15 protein-coding genes are annotated in these 16,472 nt (G+C 60.3%); 4 read left to right on the top strand and 11 right to left on the bottom strand.

Annotated elements, in window-relative coordinates; translation table 11 throughout:
- Positions 1-2: 2 nt before the first annotated feature.
- The 4 genes from HA052_RS13015 to hemF form a co-directional block, all read right to left on the bottom strand.
- A complete protein-coding gene (locus tag HA052_RS13015; RefSeq protein ID WP_166452241.1) occupies positions 3-1,130 on the bottom strand; it encodes a DegT/DnrJ/EryC1/StrS family aminotransferase in 1,128 nt (375 codons plus the stop codon).
- A 16-nt stretch (positions 1,131-1,146) separates the two neighbouring features.
- Positions 1,147-1,518 (bottom strand): SMR family transporter, encoded by a 372-nt coding sequence (locus HA052_RS13010; protein WP_019102862.1) that lies wholly within the window; start codon positions 1,516-1,518, stop codon positions 1,147-1,149.
- Between the two features lie 28 nt (positions 1,519-1,546).
- A complete protein-coding gene (locus tag HA052_RS13005) occupies positions 1,547-3,217 on the bottom strand; it encodes a glycosyltransferase family 39 protein (RefSeq protein WP_166452240.1) in 1,671 nt (556 codons plus the stop codon).
- Between the two features lie 127 nt (positions 3,218-3,344).
- Positions 3,345-4,256, bottom strand: a complete 912-nt coding sequence (gene hemF, locus HA052_RS13000; RefSeq protein WP_166452239.1) for an oxygen-dependent coproporphyrinogen oxidase — start codon at positions 4,254-4,256, stop codon at positions 3,345-3,347.
- 97 nt (positions 4,257-4,353) lie between these two features.
- On the opposite strand from hemF, the gene HA052_RS12995 reads away from it, so the two are divergent.
- Positions 4,354-4,974, top strand: a complete 621-nt coding sequence (locus tag HA052_RS12995; protein WP_166452238.1) for a glutathione S-transferase N-terminal domain-containing protein — start codon at positions 4,354-4,356, stop codon at positions 4,972-4,974.
- A gap of 65 nt (positions 4,975-5,039) precedes the next feature.
- Here the strand turns inward: HA052_RS12995 and HA052_RS12990 are convergent, their stop codons facing one another.
- The 4 genes from HA052_RS12990 to HA052_RS12975 form a co-directional block, all read right to left on the bottom strand.
- Positions 5,040-5,630: an outer membrane beta-barrel protein gene (locus HA052_RS12990; protein WP_166452237.1), complete on the bottom strand. Its 591-nt coding sequence runs from the start codon at positions 5,628-5,630 to the stop codon at positions 5,040-5,042.
- A 460-nt stretch (positions 5,631-6,090) separates the two neighbouring features.
- Positions 6,091-6,912 carry an alpha/beta hydrolase gene (locus HA052_RS12985; protein WP_081549207.1) on the bottom strand — a complete coding sequence of 274 codons (822 nt, stop codon included), beginning with the start codon at positions 6,910-6,912 and terminating at the stop codon, positions 6,091-6,093.
- A 306-nt stretch (positions 6,913-7,218) separates the two neighbouring features.
- On the bottom strand, positions 7,219-8,565 hold the full coding sequence (locus HA052_RS12980; protein WP_166452236.1) for an ATP-binding protein: 1,347 nt from the start codon (positions 8,563-8,565) through the stop codon (positions 7,219-7,221).
- 3 nt (positions 8,566-8,568) lie between these two features.
- Entirely contained in the window at positions 8,569-9,288 is a 720-nt protein-coding gene (locus HA052_RS12975) for a response regulator (RefSeq protein WP_081549203.1), read from the bottom strand.
- Between the two features lie 244 nt (positions 9,289-9,532).
- On the opposite strand from HA052_RS12975, the gene HA052_RS12970 reads away from it, so the two are divergent.
- Both HA052_RS12970 and HA052_RS12965 read left to right on the top strand, forming a co-directional pair.
- Positions 9,533-11,593 (top strand): carbon starvation CstA family protein, encoded by a 2,061-nt coding sequence (locus HA052_RS12970; protein ID WP_166452235.1) that lies wholly within the window; start codon positions 9,533-9,535, stop codon positions 11,591-11,593.
- On the top strand, positions 11,593-11,781 hold the full coding sequence (locus HA052_RS12965) for a YbdD/YjiX family protein (RefSeq protein ID WP_043589723.1): 189 nt from the start codon (positions 11,593-11,595) through the stop codon (positions 11,779-11,781). The genes HA052_RS12970 and HA052_RS12965 overlap by 1 nt, the downstream gene beginning before the upstream one ends.
- Before the next feature lie 66 nt (positions 11,782-11,847).
- Here HA052_RS12965 and HA052_RS12960 read toward each other — a convergent pair whose 3' ends face one another.
- From HA052_RS12960 to HA052_RS12950, 3 genes are all read right to left on the bottom strand, one after another.
- Positions 11,848-12,795 (bottom strand): AEC family transporter, encoded by a 948-nt coding sequence (locus HA052_RS12960; protein WP_166452234.1) that lies wholly within the window; start codon positions 12,793-12,795, stop codon positions 11,848-11,850.
- A 3-nt stretch (positions 12,796-12,798) separates the two neighbouring features.
- The gene (locus tag HA052_RS12955; RefSeq protein WP_081549197.1) at positions 12,799-14,040 is read right to left on the bottom strand and encodes a hydroxymethylglutaryl-CoA lyase-like TIM-barrel protein; all 1,242 of its coding nucleotides are present in this window, start codon (positions 14,038-14,040) and stop codon (positions 12,799-12,801) included.
- A gap of 390 nt (positions 14,041-14,430) precedes the next feature.
- Positions 14,431-15,456 carry a YeiH family protein gene (locus HA052_RS12950; protein ID WP_166452233.1) on the bottom strand — a complete coding sequence of 342 codons (1,026 nt, stop codon included), beginning with the start codon at positions 15,454-15,456 and terminating at the stop codon, positions 14,431-14,433.
- A gap of 116 nt (positions 15,457-15,572) precedes the next feature.
- On the opposite strand from HA052_RS12950, the gene HA052_RS12945 reads away from it, so the two are divergent.
- Positions 15,573-16,457 (top strand): LysR family transcriptional regulator, encoded by an 885-nt coding sequence (locus HA052_RS12945; protein ID WP_166452232.1) that lies wholly within the window; start codon positions 15,573-15,575, stop codon positions 16,455-16,457.
- Positions 16,458-16,472 lie beyond the last annotated feature (15 nt).

Genomic DNA, 16,472 nt, shown 5'->3' with positions numbered 1-16,472 from the left:
TTTTATACGCTCAGCACGGGCTTCAGCACGCCGCTCACGGCGGCGCACACGCGTTCCACGTCCTCGTCGGCCATGGCCGGGAACAGCGGCAGGGTGACGGTGCGGCGGCCGATGTCTTCCGCCACTGGGAAATCGCCCGGCTGGAAGCCCATCTCGCGGAACAAGGTGAACAAATGCATGGCGGGGTAGTGTACGCCCACGCCTATGCCCAGGTCTTTCATTCGGGCGATGAATTCGCCGCGGTCCATGCTCATTCGGTCCAGCGGCAGCAGCGGCTGGAACATATGCCAATTGCTCTGGGCCATGTCCTCAAGCGGCAGCTCGCAGCCCAGCTCGCGGTCGAAGCGGCGGAAATACAGTGCCGCCAGTTCGCGGCGGCGGGCGTTGAAGCCTTCCAGCCGCGGCAGTTGGCCCAGGCCGATGGCGGCGGCGATGTCGGTCATATTGGACTTGCCGCCCAGCACGTCCACGTCCATGCCGCCGTCGGCGTGGCGGGTGACGCCCTGCAGCCGCAGCTTCTCGAACAGACGGGCTTCGTCCTCGTCGTTCAGCACCAGGCAGCCGCCTTCGCCGCTAGTCATGTTCTTGTTGGCGTGGAAGCTGAAGGACACCAAGTCGCCAAAGCTGCCGATGCGGCGGCCGTCCCAGTTGGCGCCCATGGACTGGGCGGCGTCCTCCACCACGCGCAGACGGTGGCGCTTGGCGATGTCGTACAGGCGGTCGCGGTCCACCGGCAGGCCGGCCAGGTCCACCGGGATGATGGCGCGGGTGCGCGGCGTGATCGCCCGTTCCGCCAGGTCCAGGTCGATATTGCGGCTGGCACGGTCGGCGTCGACGAACACCGGCTTGGCGCCCACCTTGAGAATGACGTTGGCGGTGGCCACCCAGCTCAGCGGGCAGGTGATCACCTCGTCGCCGGGGCCGACGCCGGCCACCTGCAAGGCCATTTCCAGCGCGGCGGTGGCGGAGACCACCACCCGCACCGGACGGCCGCCGACATGGGCGGACAGCTCGGCTTCCAGTTGGCGGGACTTGGGACCGGTGGTGATCCAGCCGGAGCGCAGCACCTCGCCGACGGCGGCGATGGTGGCTTCGTCGATGTCCGGGCGGGTGAAGGGCAGGAAATCCATGTGAGCCTTTCTGGCGTTAGCTGCGGGCGACCAGCACCACGCCGATGATGATGACGCCGATGCCGATCAGCTTCTGAGCGCTCAGCGCTTCGCCGAACAGCCAATAGGCCAGCAGCGCGTTGACCACGTAGCCGATGGACAGCATGGGGTAAGCGATGCTGACTTCCACTCGCGACAGCGCCATGATCCAGACCACCACGCTGACCACGTAGCAGGACAGGCCGCCGACGATGGGCAGATTGGTGGCCAGCGACCAGCCTATCGGCAGTACGTTGGAGGCGGAAAAGTCAAAGTGGCCGATCTGGCGCACGCCGGCCTTCAAGCATAGCTGGGCGGCGGCGTTGAGCAGCACGCCGAGCAGAATCAGGCCGAATTCGATCAACTTCATAGTAGAGCGGGTCCAAAGGTTGGCTGTTTCACGGCTTGACCACCACCAGGCGGCGCGGATCTTGGTAGACCACCCGCATTGGCAGGCCCTGGGCTTGCAGTTCCTGATAAGTGGCGGGGTCGGTCATCGCCAGCGCGCGCGGGGCGGCGTTCCAGGCGGCGACGAATTGTTCCAGGCGCGGCATCCAGCGCCGCGGCTCCTGGCTCTCGCCGAATTCGAACTCATCGACAAACTGCACCAGGGTGACCGGGCGGCCCAGGTAGAAGGGGAAGGTCTGGTCGTAATAACGGACCGAGAACACCGGCGTGTCCGCATGGAGATAAGGCTGGATCTGGCGGACGATTTCCTTGCTGCCCTTCAGCCGACCATAGCTGTCGTGGCCGGCGGCGGCGATGCTGACGGCCAGCAAGCTGCCGAAAGCCAGCCAGCACAGCGCGGCAAGCTTGCGTTCGCGGCCCAGCAAGCGCCAGGCGACGGCGGCGCAGACCAGGAACAGCAAGGCGGCGGCGGCGACGAAATGGGCGAAGCCGTGCAGCACGTCGAGCGGGATGTCCTCGGACGCGAAACGATCAACAAAGGGGTAGAGCGCAAGCGCGGCCAGCCACAGCAGCAGCGCCGGCAGCAGGTGCTTCTTCAGCGCGGCGGAGGGCATGCGTTGCAGCGTGGGCGCCAGCAGCAGCGCCAACGCCGGGAACATCGGCAGGATGTAGGACGGCAGCTTGGAGCTGGACTTGCTGAAGAAGGCGAAGATGAAGACCGACCAGATCAGCAGCAGGCGGCCGACGCGCAGCCGCGCGCCCGGCTCGCGCCAGCCGTCGCGGCACAGCGCCGGCAGCAGGCTGGTCCAAGGCAGCAGGCCCAGCAGCAGATAGGGTACGAAATACCACAGCGCGCCGGTGCGTTTGTGTTCGGTGGTGAGGAAGCGCTCCAGGTGTTCGCGGATGAAGAAGAAATGGGCGAAGTCGGGGTTGCGCTGGGACACCAGAATGAACCACGGCGCGGTCAGCAGCAGGAACAAGGTCAGGCCGCTCAGCCAATGCATGCGTTTCCAGAATGCCCATTGCCAGTTGAGCAGGCTGTACAGCACCAAGGTGGCGCCGGGAATCAGCAGGCCGATCAAGCCCTTGCTCAGCGTGGCGGCCGCCATCGCCGCCCAGGTGACCCACATCCAGTTGCGGGTCGCGCGCGCGTCGGCGCCGTCGTGTTGTGCCAGCAGGAAGCCGCACAGCGCCACGGTCAGGAAGAAGCTCACCCCCATGTCCAGCGACAGGAAATGGCTGTTGGCCACGATCCAGGCGCAGCTGCCGGCGGCCAGCGCCGCGTAGCGGCCGGCGTCTACGCCCCAGAACCGGCGCGCGGTAAAGCCGCACATCGCCACGGACAGAAAGCCGGTCAGGCCGGGCCAGAAGCGGGCGGCGAACTCGTTGACGCCGAAGGCGGCGAAGCTCAGCGCGCCCATCCAGTATTGCAGCGCCGGTTTTTCGAAGTACAGCAAGCCGTTCAGCCGCGGCGTGATCCAGTCGCCGCTGTGCAGCATGAATAGCGACAGCGTCGCGTAGCGGCCTTCATCGGCGTGAATCAGCCCGCGGTAGCCGAGGGAGCCGAACCAGACGACGGCGAACAGCAGCCATAGCGCCGGCTCCTGCCAGGGGCGGGCGGCGCGGCCGGAGAGCCCGGCCGAAAAATGGGGTTGATTCATGCGGAACGGATGGTCATGGGATTGTTATGGACAGCTGCGCAAGGATACCCGATTTCGCCGTTCTTGTGATTGGCTAAACTCATGTGTGCGCTGAAGAAAGCCGCGGTATCCGGCTTGGCCGCGGCTCTCAGGCCAGCCAGTCTCGCGGGGTCAGAAAGCGCTCGGTCAGCGCCGCTTCCGGGCTGCCCGGCTCCGGCTGGTAATTGTACTCCCAGCGCGCCAGCGGCGGCATTGACATCAGGATGGATTCGGTGCGGCCTCCGGACTGCAGGCCGAACAGGGTGCCGCGGTCCCAGACCAGGTTGAATTCGACGTAGCGGCCGCGGCGATAAAGCTGGAACTGGCGTTCGCGCGGTCCCCAGCTGTCGTTCTTGCGGCGCTCGACGATGGGCAGGTAGGCGTCGGTGAAGCCGTTGCCCACCGCCTGCATGAAGCGGAAACAGGAGTCGAAGCCCCAGGCGTTCAGATCGTCGAAGAACAGGCCGCCGATGCCGCGCGACTCGTTGCGGTGCTTCAGGAAGAAATACTCGTCGCACCAGCGCTTGTAGTCCGGGTATACCTGCTCGCCGAAGGGCTGGCACAAATCGCGGGCTACGCGGTGCCAGTGCACCACGTCGGCTTCCACCGCATAGAACGGCGTCAGATCGAAGCCGCCGCCGAACCACCATACCGGCGCCTCGCCGTCCTTTTCCGCGATGAAGAAGCGGACATTGGCGTGGCTGGTGGGGATATGCGGGTTTTCCGGATGGATCACCAGCGACACGCCCATGGCCTGAAAGCCGCGGCCGGCCAACTCCGGCCGGTGGGCGGTGGCGGAGGCGGGCAGCGCGTCGCCGTAGACATGGGAGAAATTGACGCCGGCCTGTTCGAACAGCGCGCCCTTGGCCAAGACCCGGCTGCGTCCGCCGCCGCCGCCCGGCCGTTGCCAAGCGTCCTCGACGAATTGAGCGCCGCCGTCGGCCTGCTCCAGCGCCGCGCAAATGCGGTCTTGCAGGTCCAAGAGAAAGGCTTTGACATCATTGACGCGCGGCTGGCTCATCGCAGTATCCTGAAGGCTTGAAATGGGCTGCATTGTAGCAGACGGGGCGGCGCGCGCAGGCGCGCTGCCCGGGCTTTGAACATGGGAGACGCGCATCGTGATTGATCTGTATACCTGGGGCACGCCCAATGGGCGCAAGATTTCCATCATGCTGGAAGAACTGGAGCTGCCATACGCCGTGCACACCGTGGATATCGGCAAGGGCGAGCAGTTCGCCGAGTCCTTCCTGGCCATCAGCCCCAACAACAAGATTCCGGCCATCATCGACAGCGAGGGGCCGGATGGTCGGCCGCTGGCGATGTTCGAGTCCGGCGCCATTTTGCAATATTTGGCGGAAAAGCACGGCCGCCTGCTGCCGGCGGCGGGCGCGGCGCGCTACGAGGCGTTGCAATGGCTGATGTTCCAGATGGGCGGCTTCGGGCCCATGCTGGGGCAGGCCCACCATTTCCTGCGCTATGCGCCGGAAAGTCTGCCTTACGCGCAGAAGCGCTATCACGACGAGGCCTTGCGCCTGTATGGGGTGCTGGACCAGCGGCTGGAAGGGCGGGATTACGTCGCCGGCGAGTACGGCGTCGCCGATATCGCGCTCTATCCGTGGGCGGCGCGTCATGATTGGCATCAGGTGGATCTGGCGGCGTTTCCGCGGGTAAGCGATTGGTTCCAACGCGTCGGCGAGCGGTTGGCGGTGCGGCGCGGCATGGCTGTGCCGGCGGCCTGAAACGCAAAACCAGCCGCGGACACAGGGGCCGCGGCTGGCGATGGAAGGGCGTGGCAAGGCTGAGATTAGAAGTGGTAGCTGATGCCGGCCTTCAGCACGCTGGTGCCGGACGTCTTGACCACGCTTTGGCCCGCCATCTGGAAATCAGTGCCGGCGATGTATTCGTATTCGCCACGCAAGGACAGGTTTTTGTGCAGCTGATACTGCGCGCCGAAACCAAGACCCAATCGGGTGTCGTTGAAAGTTTTGTTGGCAACTCGGTCGATCTTGAGCTTGGTGTGCACGTTGTTCAGGCTGGCCTTGCCGAAAACTTCCAAATCCTGGGTCACCGGCAGGATGCCCAGCACGGCGATGCGCTCGGCCTTGGTGGCGACGGAGCCGTTGCCGGTGCGGCCGCTGAAGGAGCCGTTGGCCGTGGATTTGCCGAAGTCAGCGTAGGACAGCTCGGTAGCCAGATATTGGTTGAAGCGGTAACCGGCGCCCAGTTCCCATACCGTGCCGGCGGCCTTGGCGTCTTTCAGGACGATGTTGCGGTTGCCGGACTCCGGCTTGGAGAAGTTATAACCAGTGTTGCCGAAGACGTAGAAGCCCGGATCGGCTGCATGCGCGGACAGAGCTGCCAGGCTCAACACGGAAGCGGTGATTAGTTTTTTCATTTTTGCGACTGTTTGCTTTGTTGATAACTGCGATATTGTGCGAATAAGAAGCAAGTCAGTCTGTTGGGCTTGTAAGCGCTCTTTGTGTGAAGGGTAAAGGGCTTGTGTAACAATCTGTAACAAAACAGGGTGGGCGGCTGAAAGAAAAGATGCCCGCCGAAGCCGGCGGGCACGCAAAGTCACACAAAGGGAAGAGAACGGAACCGTTGCAAGACCGGCTGGGGGCCGATCCGGCTCGTGCAAACAGTTTGCTTCAGCTGGTCCTTGCCTTCCATTGTTGCTGTGTTCTGGCTTGATGACGGTTGGTGACGAGGCGGCTTGGAAGTTTGCGTAGCTGTTAAATTCAATGTTCAGTTGTGATTGCTTGCAACTTTAATTCAAGGCGAGGAGGCCGGCGCAGCTGGCGCAGACAAGAAAAAAGGCAAGCGAGAAGCTTGCCTTGATTGTAAGAGCGCGGCGTTCAGGCGGCGGCGAACAGGGCCCAGCCGTCTTGCTCGGCGGTGGTGGCCGGCGCTTGGGCGCGCTGGTTGAAAAACTTCAGGCTGCGCTTGAGCACTTCGCCGCGTTCATTGTCCACCATTACCATATGGTAGCTGTTGGACAAAGGCATGAAATCGACCTTGCCGCCCAGGTGGCGCTGTAGGTGATGGGCGGAGCGCGGGCTGGTGATGTCGTCCTCGTCGGCATGCACGATCAGCGTCGGACAAGTGATCTGTTCCAGCCGCGACATCAGCTGGCGGCGCAGCCCATCCACCTGGCGGATGCAGGCCAGCGGGATGTAGGCGTAGTGGAAGCGCTCGCCGCGTTCAAAGCGCTGCTGGATCGCTTTGCGGATGCGGGCGTTCTTGATGCCGAAAGGTTCCACCTCCGGCACGCGCATCTTTTTAGCCAGGCCGGGAATGCGGTAGACGATGTGGCGCGCCCAAGTGAGCTTGGGCAGGCTCCAGCCGTCGAGGAACAGCGGCGGCGCGTACAGCGCGAGGCCGTCCTTGTGGTTTTCCAGCCGCGCCACTTCCAGCGCCACCAGGCCGCCCAGGCAAACGCCGGCCAGATGCACTACCTTGTGGCGCGTCTTCAGCTCCAGGTATTCCTTGCGTATGGTTTCCACCCAGTCCTGCCAGCGGACGGACAGCAGATCTTCCGGCTCGCCGCCATGTCCCGGCAACAGCGGGGTGTGCGTGACGATGTCAGCCTCCTCCAGCGTGCGTCCAAGCGCGCCAAGGTCGTATGCGCTGCCGCCCAGACCGTGTACCAGCAGGGCGGCCGGTCGTGAAGAAACCATGGAAAATACCCGAATCCAAGTTGAGATGCTGGCATTATCCCGGCGCCTCGGCCCTGGGTCTGTTGGCTTCCTGTCCCCGCTTTGTGACGGCGCGTGACCCAATTCAGATTGCTTAACAAACTGCGGCTTTACTTTTCGTCGGTTCTGGCGAAAGCGTTTCGGCATCCTTCTAGAGCGGGTTTACGATCTTGCTAGAGCGAGACAAGGCGAAAACGGCTGAGAACCTGTTCATAGTTTGCTGCGTTTCGCGAAGCGTTGTACTCACCGTGTCACGCCTCGAGGCGCGCAGCAGATCGTAAACAGTGCTTATTGCTGCGGCTGCATGATGCGCAGTGTAAATCGCGCGCCGCCTAGTTCGCTGGCGGCCACGCTGGCCTGGCCGCCGTGATGTTCGGTGATCAGCTTGACGAAGGACAGGCCCAAACCGTAGCCGCCGGTGGCGCGGTCGCGGCTGCGGTCCAGGCGCAGGAAGGGTTCGAACACCTTGTCGCGCTCAGCCTCGGGGATGCCGCAGCCGTCGTCGTCGACATGGATCAGCAACTGACCGGCGGCGTTGTGACACACCGTCAGCCGCACTTGGGTGTTGGCGTATTTGAAGGCGTTGAGCAAGAGATTGCGGCTGGCCACGTACATCAGTTTGCGGTCGAAGGCGCCGTTGCCCAGCGCGCAGTCCAGCTCCAGTTTGATGCCGGGCGGCTTCAGCGGCGTGACCAGATCGATCAGATCGTCGAACCAGTCGTAAAGGTCAACGGTTTCCCAGTGCAAGGGAACTTCGTTGCGGTTGAGCTTGGCGAACTCCATGCTGGTGTTGAACAGCTCTTCCAACTCCTGCATATCGCGCTCCATGCCTTCGCGGTAGCGCCGCCACTCCTGCTCGTCCTCTTCTTCTTCCAGCATGGTCAGGCCGAAGCGCAGCCGCGCGATCGGGGTGCGTATCTCGTGGGCGATGGCGTGAGACAAGGCCTGGCGGGTTTCCATCTGCCGCTCCAGGCGGGCGGCCATGCTGTTGAAAGCCAGGGACAAAGGCGCCAGCAGCCGGCTTTTCGAAGGTTGGGCGCGGGCGCTGAAGTCGCCGTCGGCGAACACCTCCGCCTTGCGGCGCACTTCCAGCAAGTCTTTCCACAAAGGACGCAGGCTGAAGTAGATCAGGGTGCCCAGCGTGGAGCCGGTCAGCAAAATCCACAGCAGCAGGATTTCCATGTCTTCGCTGATCCAACTGCTGTTGCTGGCCGGCGCCTCCAAGGGGCCCAGCAACAGCAGGCGCGGATCATGGGGCAGCGGCACGTAGAGCAATTGGTTGTCGAAGTCCAGATAGGGACGGCCGCTCAGCAGCGCGGCGTGGCCTTCCTGCTCGAAATCGTCGGGAGGGTGGGCGATTAGTTTGACCGGATAGCTGAAGGCGCGGGCGATGTCGGCCAGCTTGCCGTCCCAGTCCTTGTGCGGCGTCTGGGCCAACTGCTGGCGGATCAGCGTCACGGTGCCGTTCATGAACTGCAGCTTGCCGTCGCGGTCGCTGTTTTCGTACAACTTGGTGACCAGGAAGCCGAAGCCGATGATGATGATCAGCTCCACCAGCATGGTGGCGAAGAAATAACGGGCAAACAGGGTGCCCAGCGACGGTTTGAGCCAGCCGCGCAGACGACGGGTGCTCATTGCTTATTCCCAGTCGCTGCGTGAGAACAGATAGCCTTTGCCGCGCACGGTCTTGATCCGGGCCGGCGCGTCCGGATTGTCGCCCAGTTTGCGGCGCAGCCGCGAAATGCGCGCGTCTATCGAACGATCCAGCCCATCGAAGCCTATGCCGCGCAATTCGCTCATGATGTCGTCGCGCGACAACACCTGGCCGGCGTGGGAGGACAGCAGCCACAGCAGGTCGAATTCGGCGGTGGTCAGATCGATCAGTTCTCCATTCAAGGTGGCCTCGCGCGTGGCCTGGCTGATGCAGAACTGGCCAAAGGTGAAGCTGTCTTCGTCGCCGGCCTCGCCGTCCGCCTGCGCGCCCGGCCCGCCGCGGCGCAGCAAAGCGCGCACCCGCGCCAGCAGGCGACGGGGCTCTACCGGCTTGGCCAGGTAGTCGTCTGCGCCCAGTTCCAGCCCCAGGATTTCGTCCACGTCCTCGTCGCGCGCCGTCATGATCAAAACCCTGCCGTTATAGCGCGGGCGGATTTCACGGCAGACGTCGAAGCCTTCCTTGCCTGGCAGCATGATGTCCAGGATCACCAGGTCCGGCTTTTCTTCCAGGATGATGGCCGGCGCGGTGTCGCCGCGGCCGTGCTGGGAGATGCGATAGCCGTGCTTGCTCAGATAGGCGCCTATCAATTCGGCTAGTCTCACGTCGTCTTCGACAATGAGAATATGGGGGGTATCGCTGTTCATGTCCGTCGACGGGATTTCGGTGGTTCAAATCAAAATATTAGCACGCGGTGTTTGCCGGCGACTTTAGCATTATCGTGACTGCTATTCGTCATAAATCATTGATAGCTTTTGTAAATTATAAGGCTTGCTTGATTTTCCGGCGCTATCAATCCAGAATCGGTCAGGCAAAAAAGCCGGCCGTGGCTGCTGTCGTCGCCAGGGACCGATGAATTAAAACGGGATAAAGAGAATAGGAACTTGCCATATGCAACAGATAAGAGAATGGGCCGTGTGGCTGGCCATCGCCCTGGCCGGCGCAGCGGCCTTCGCCGTTGTGGCCCTCAATCGCGGCGAACCGGTCAACGCTGTTTGGCTGATTGTGGCTGCGGTGTCGGTCTACTCCATCGCCTATCGTTTTTACGGCCGCTTCATCGCCGACAAAGTACTGGAGCTGGACGCCCGCCGGCTGACCCCGGCGGAAAAATACAATGACGGCCTGGACTACGTGCCCACCAATAAATGGGTGTTGTTTGGCCACCACTTCGCCGCCATCGCCGGCGCCGGACCGCTGGTGGGGCCGGTGCTGGCCGCGCAGATGGGCTATCTGCCGGGCACGCTGTGGATTTTGGTGGGGGTGATGCTGGCCGGCGCGGTGCAGGACTTCCTGATCCTGTTCTTGTCGGTGCGCCGCGACGGCAAATCGCTGGGCGAGATCATCCGCACCGAACTGGGCGCTATTCCCGGCATTATCGCCTCCATCGGCATTCTGATGATCATGGTGATCCTGCTGGCGGTGCTGGCGCTGGTGGTGGTCAAGGCGTTGACTGGCAGCCCCTGGGGCACCTTCACCATTGCGGCCACGATACCGATCGCTCTGTTCATGGGCGTCTACACTCGCTACATCCGGCCGGGCAAAATCGGCGAGATTTCCGTCATCGGCTTTATCCTGCTGATGCTGGCCATCGTTTACGGCGGCGACATCGCCAAGAACGAAACCCTGGCGCCCTTGTTTACCTTGAGCGGCACCACGCTGGCCTGGACTCTGATCGGCTACGGCTTCGTCGCTTCGGTGCTGCCGGTGTGGCTGTTGCTGGCGCCGCGAGATTATCTGTCCACCTTCCTGAAAATAGGCACCATTGTCGGCCTTGCCATCGGCATCATGATTGTGGCGCCCAATCTGCACATGCCTGCGGTGACCAAGTTCATCGACGGCAGCGGCCCGGTATTCTCCGGCAATCTGTTCCCCTTCCTGTTCATCACCATCGCCTGCGGCGCGGTGTCCGGCTTCCATGCGCTGGTGGCCTCCGGCACCACGCCCAAGATGCTGGAGAATGAAACCCACGCCCGCGTGATCGGCTACGGCTCCATGCTGATGGAAAGCTTCGTCGCCATCATGGCGTTGATCGCCGCCTGCGTGCTGGATCCGGGCGTCTACTTCGCGATGAACAGCCCGGCGGCGGTGATAGGCAAGACCGCGGAGGAAGCCGCCCAGGTGATTTCCAGCTGGGGCTTCGTCATTACGCCGGACATGTTGACCCAGATGGCCAAGGACGTGGGCGAGAGCACCATTCTGTCTCGCGCCGGCGGCGCGCCGACTCTGGCTGTGGGCATGGCGCACATTCTGTCCAATGTGATTGGCGGGCCGGCGATGATGGCCTTCTGGTATCACTTCGCCATCCTGTTTGAAGCCTTGTTTATCTTGACCACCATCGACGCCGGCACCCGCGTGCTGCGCTTCATGATCCAGGACCTGCTGGGCCTGGTGATCAAGCCGATGGCCAACACGGAATCCTGGGCCGCCAACCTGATCGCCACCGGTCTGGCGGTAACCGGGTGGGGCTACTTCTTGTATCAGGGGGTGGTGGATCCACTGGGCGGCATCAACACCTTGTGGCCGCTGTTCGGCATCGCCAACCAGATGCTGGCCGGCATCGCGCTGATACTGGCCACCGCTGTGCTGATCAAGATGCAGAAAACCCGCTATATCTGGGTTACCGCGGTGCCCACGTTGTGGCTGCTGGTCGTGACGCTGACCGCCGGCTGGCAGAAGCTGTTCCACGCCAGTCCCAAGATCAGCTTCCTGGCCCACGCCGACAAGTTCTCCGCCGCCGCGGCCAAGGGCGAGCTTCTGGCGCCGGCCAAGAATATGGCGCAAATGCACCAGATCATCTTCAATGACTATGTGGACGCCACTTTGACGGCGCTGTTCATGGCGGTGGTGATCGCCATGCTGGCGTTCGCGTTGAACGTGATGCGCAAGTCGCTGGCGGTTAAGTGGTCCACCGCCAAAGAGGTGCCGGCGGTGTTCCGTGAGGAGGGCGCGTAATGAACAAGCTATGGCAGCAATGGGCGAAAACCGCCCGGTTGATGGTGGGCGTCAAGGATTACGACGCCTATGTCGCCAGCCGCCGCCGTTTCAATCCCAATGCGGAGGTGATGAGCCGGGAGGCCTTCTTTCGCCGCTGCCAGGACGAACGCTACGGCGGCAAGAGCATGAAGAAGTGTCCATGCTGACGTTGTTCTCGCTGCATTAAATCACCACCGCCCGAGTAGTATCCGCCGGGCGGTGGTTTTTTAGCCTCAAGCCAGAATCAGCAACAGGCCCGAGAGGACGAGCAATCCCATGCCCACCGATAACAACATGGCGCTGGATACTTGCGTTTCATAACTTTGGTAGCGAGACGCCAGAATGAAAACATTGACAGCCACCGGAAGCGCTGCCATCAGAACGGCGATCTTGACGCTGAAAGGGTCAAGTTCAAAGCCGTAACGGCAGGATAAAAACACCAGTCCCGGCAGCACGGTCACTTTTAGGACGGCCAGAAAAATCGAGTCAGCTTGGGCCAGGCCTGTCATTGGGTGGATGGCCAGCGCGGCGCCCAGGGCGACCAGCGCAAGCGGTCCGGTTGCATCGGTCATTTGCCTGGCGAAGATGTGCAGGGCGCTGGGTAGACTCAGTCCGGCGGCGATGAAAACAGCAGCAAGAAGTACAGCTAGGATCAAAGGGTTGCGGACGATGCCTTTGGCTATCGCGATCAATAGCGGCCAGCCTCCAGGCTGAGCATGGCCGGTCCGAACGCTGGTCATTTCCATCAGCAGGCTGCCTCCCGCCAGAATGACAAGATTGTCCGCTGTTGTGATCATTACCGCGGGCAACACGGCGGCGTCTCCAAACGTCATTACCATCAATGGCAAGCCCATATAGCCGACGACGCCGGAAATAGAGGCCAAGCCTCGGAGTCCAGCGATGCGTAGATCCCCTCCCCAAAAGAGGCGGCCAACAGCGGCGGCGATTAAAAACACCAGTAGGCAAGCTAGGTAGTAGGCGTTGAGCAAATTCCAATTAATACCAGCCTGGTAGTCCGCGCTCAGCGTCTTCATGAAGATAAAACAGGGTAGGAACAGCCAAAATACGACGCCGACCAAGCCTCTGACGGTTTCTTTTCCAATGACGCCCGCGCGAACTATCCCATACCCGCATAGAATCATCGCAAACAGGGGTAATACGATGGTTATGATTTTTCCCATGGCTCAAGCTTCATTCTCTACCAGTAGCTTATATGCAATGGATGCGATTTTTTGGGGAGAGTAGGCGCTTGAGCGATAGTAGTTATGCAAGTGTAGTCTCAAAGCCTTGTATTTGGCTTCGGTTTCAATAGCCTCTGCTTGCATCTTGATTTTGATGAGTTCAATGACATGCAACCATCTTTGACTTGGGATGTTGGTTAAATCTAAAGATGGGCAGTACTCTTTTAACGCTTGTTTTATTGTGTTGGGATGTAATCCGACAAGGTTGATAAAGTAAGATTTTTCATCTTTAGCTTCTAGGAAGTCAGGGATGTTTAGTACACCGTAGTTTGAATCAGTCTCGAATATTCCGCTGACAGAACGGTAAATATTGGGTGGTTGTAAGAAAATTTCTTCGCAAGCTTGTGCTGTACGAATGATTTTTTTTAGGTTGATTTCATGATTGCCCAGCTTGATGTCATTGTTTAGGCATAGTTTGAGAACTTGTTCTATTGGGGCAATTCCTGAACGGTTCCCAAAACCAGCCAATGAGCCCTCTATCATCTGAAATCCGGATTGAATAGATTGCATGGCATTGGCCACGGCAAGCCCATTGTCATTGTGTGCGTGAAGGCAGAAAGTAATGCCGGGATAGTCTTTAACTAGTTTGGAGCAGAGCCATTGGGTGATGTGGGGTTGTAAAGAACCAAGTGAGTCGTTGATGCGTATGATAGAGACGCCTAAAGAGATTGCCCAGTCAATTTGCTGGCAAATGGCTGAGTAGGTTTGATCTGATACGCTCGTTCTGAAATTGTTTAGTATGCTGGCTTTAAACTTTTTTGCCCCCAGTTTTTTAAATGCCATTAAGGCCTTTTCGAACTCGTTTTCATTTTTACGATAAGTGATCATGCCAAAGCTGAAAATAGTATCCTCTATGTCCTCAATGTTTTGCTTTCTTTGGCTAAAGTAGTAGTAGGCAGTTTCCCAGCAATTTACTAGGATGATAAATGTGGTCTGGGTGTCTGACGGTAGTGTTCCGTCCCTTTTTTCTTGTTGTACTCGGTCCCAGACCAAAGGCTCTTCAGGACCACAGCCAATGACGAAATCTCTGATTCCGGCATCAGTAAGACTATGCAAAATTTGCATTTTTGCATCTAGTGAAATGGGGAAGGCTGTCCTCTCAATGCCTTCTCTTAAGGTTTCATCCACTAGATAAGGAACTGAGAATTTTTCGTGTCTTAACGGTAGAGGTGATAAGGCGTACATTGGTGTGCTCCTTTTCTTTTGTTTAGAGCATCCCCGAGTTTTTTTGAGTGTGATTCAGTCTCCCCGCTTGATGTTATCGAGTCAATTGATCATTTTTTATTTTATTCTTGTTTTATTAAATTAGATTATCGATCCGGTTTTTCTGCTTTGAGTATGAGGTATTAGTATTTTTTCGTGTTTCTTGTAAGATAGGTTTAGTTGATGTAATGCGAGGGTTGCATGAGTTAATTTGATGGCTACGTTTGTAGGTAGAGGAAAGTAGGGGGAGAGGAACAGAGTTGGATTCAGTTCCTAAACCGGTTGAAGGGGGGCTGATTTGCTTGGGCGGGAGGCCCGGATCGTCATGTTGAAGCATGAGGATCCTGGGAGGGGCGTGTTGTTTCTGCTAGTTCAATGCAGCAGATAACTAACGCTGAAGTTGATCAGGCCGCCGCCGACGATCAGCCAACCAAACAGGATGGAAGCCAGCAGCATCGGTTTGGCGCCGGCCTGGCGGATGGCGGAGAAGTGGGTGGTGATGCCCAGCGCGCCCATTGCGGCGGCCAGCAGCAGGTTGTCCAGCGAGACGATGGCGCTGACCCACGCGGCAGGCAGCAGGTTGAAGGAGTTGAAGGCGGCCACGGCAAGGAAGACGACGGCGAACCAGGGGATGGCGATGCCGCTCTTCTGTTGGCGGCTGCCGTGGGGTTTGGCAGCCAGCCAGCTGGACAAGGCGATCAGGAACGGCGCCAGCATCATTACGCGTATCATCTTGGTGATCACCGCGGTGGTCATCGCCGCTTCGCTGACCGATTTGCCGGCGGCAACGGCTTGCGCCACTTCATGGATGGTGGAGCCCGCGAACACGCCGTAGTTGAACTCGGAAATGCCCAGATGGCTGGTCCATTGATACAGCATCGGCCACAGGAACATCGCCACGGTGCCGAACACCACTACGGTGGCGACGGCCACCGCCACTTTTTCCGCATGAGCCTTGATCACGGGTTCCGTGGCCAGAATCGCGGCCGCGCCGCAGATGGAACTGCCCGCGCCGATCAGGATCACGCTTTGCTCGTCCATGCCCAAGTATTTGCGGCCGATGCGGAAAGCCAGCAGAAAGGTCGTGCACAACACTAGGGTATCGATCAATACGCCGGCGAAGCCGACGGCGGCGATGTCCTGGAAGGTGAGTTTGAAGCCGAACAAGATGATGCCCAGACGCAGCAGCTTTTGCTTGGAGAACTGGATGCCGTGGTGGCTGGCGCCGGCAAAGTAGCGGTAGACGGTGTTGCCTATCAGCATGCCGCCCAGAATGGCGATGGTGAGCGCGGAGAAGCCCAGGTGTTTCATCGCCGGCAAATCCGCTGCGTACAGCGAAGCGGCGGCGACGGCGATGGCCAACGCCAGGCCCGGCATGATTTGGCGAAGGTTTGTCATAAGTAAATGCCTGTTTGGTCTATGGCGAATGGTGCTAACGATACGCCCCTCGATTTCAGTAGAGAAACGGATAAAATGGATATATGTCAGTAGCAAAATCAATATAAGGAGAAGACATGGCCTTAAAGCTGACCCTGCGCGAACTGGAGGTCTTCGTCGCGGTGGCCGAATACGGCACCGTCACCCTTGCGGCCCAGCAGGTGGCGCTGACTCAGTCCGCGGCCAGTCAGGCGTTGGACAAGCTGGAAACCGGCCTCGATGTGCGCCTGTTCGACCGGATCGGCAAGCGGCTGAGCCTGAACGAGCACGGCCGGCTGCTGTGGCCCAAGGCGCGTGCGATGCTGGACGCGGCCCAGGACATGCAAAGCCTGTTCAACGCCGGGGCGATGTCTTTGAAGATAGGCGCCAGCAGCACGGTGGCCAACTATTTATTGCCGCAGCAGTTGGCGGCCTTTCGCGCCGCCTGGCCGCTGGCGCGGCTGGAGCTGGACGTGGCCAATACCCGCGACATCGTCGACGCGGTAGCGGCGCTGCGGGTGGATTTCGGTTTCATCGAAGGGCCTTGCCACCACCCGGACTTGATTGCTCAACCCTGGCGTCAGGACGAACTGGTGGTGTTCGCCGCCGCCGATCACCCCTTGGCGCGAGGCGAAGCAGCGCGTCAGGACCTGGCGAAGGCCGAATGGATTCTGCGTGAAGCCGGTTCCGGCACGCGCGAGGAAGTGGATCGTCTGTTGTTGCCGCACCTGGCCATGCTCAACGTCAGCATGGAGCTGGGCCATTCCGAGGCGATCAAGCACGCGGTGGCCGCCGGCCTGGGGGTCAGCTGCCTGTCGCGGCGGGTGGTGGCTGATCTGTTGCAGACCGGCGCGGTGGTGGAAGTGAGGGCCGGTTTGCCGGCGCTGACGCGCACGCTGTACCAGGTGCAGCACCGCGACAAGACGCTGACTCGCGGCATGGCCGCGTTCCAGAACATGACGATGGCGGCGCTGCTGGCGTAAATGAAAAACGCCGGA

The organism is Chromobacterium fluminis (genome assembly GCF_011602385.1).
Taxonomy (GTDB): Bacteria; Pseudomonadota; Gammaproteobacteria; order Burkholderiales; family Chromobacteriaceae; genus Chromobacterium; species Chromobacterium fluminis.
The sequence above is the reverse complement of the archived record's forward strand: the minus strand, read 5'-3'. Positions and strand labels throughout refer to the sequence as shown.